Source organism: Paenibacillus sp. LHD-38 (assembly GCF_031157315.1).
In the GTDB taxonomy this organism is placed as follows: Bacteria; Bacillota; Bacilli; order Paenibacillales; family Paenibacillaceae; genus Pristimantibacillus.
Map to the genome: position 1 here is coordinate 1 of NZ_JAVIFU010000148.1, position 705 is coordinate 705.

At 45.4% G+C, this 705-nt stretch carries 1 protein-coding gene; it reads left to right on the forward strand.

Annotated features, from left to right (window positions below; genetic code table 11):
• Positions 1–408 (forward strand): integrase core domain-containing protein (locus RCO25_RS34655; RefSeq protein WP_309000579.1); only part of this gene is annotated, 408 nt, incomplete at its 5' end.
• Positions 409–705 lie beyond the last annotated feature (297 nt).

The following is a 705-nucleotide window of genomic DNA, read 5'->3' on the forward strand; positions in this document are numbered from 1 at the left end:
CTGACCTGTGAAGCCAAACATCTCGTTCAGATCACGCAGGAAGCGCTCATGAAGCGCCAGCTCTTTGATCAAACAGATAAGCCTGTCATACGTTCCGATAACGGCCCACAGTTTATCAGTCATCGATTTGAAGAGGCCTGTACGGAGTTTGTCATGATCCACGAGCGTATTCCGCCTAAAACACCAAATAAAAACGCTCATATTGAATCCTATCATGCCATCATAGAACTAGAGTGCTATCGACGCCATGAATTTGAGTCCTATCCAGAGACGTATGAGATCGTTAGTCAGTTTATTCAAGATTACAACCGCATTCGCCTACATGGCAGCATCTACGACTTCTCTCCATACGAATATATGAAGGCGCTCAAGGATGGGACTGTGAAACCCAAGCAAGTTAAAGTCTAACGCGGTTCAAAAGTCCATTTCGGAGAAAATGGAAGCAATTTAAAGCAATTCTTTGATCAATGTCGAATAAGAGGTGCAGTGTCCGCAATAAGGGTGTTTAACCGGTTTTCATTTCGTTGTAGGGCAGAAATGAATGAGAAGGCGACGAGAAGTTTCTTGTCCCTTTATCGTTGAGCTTTCGGGTACGTTGCTATGAACGTTTTTGTCAATACCTCGTACTTGCATTAACCGAAACACTAGGCGCGGGGGCAAATAAGCGAGCGACGGTCGGCACGCTGCTATCCGTGGGTTGGTTAC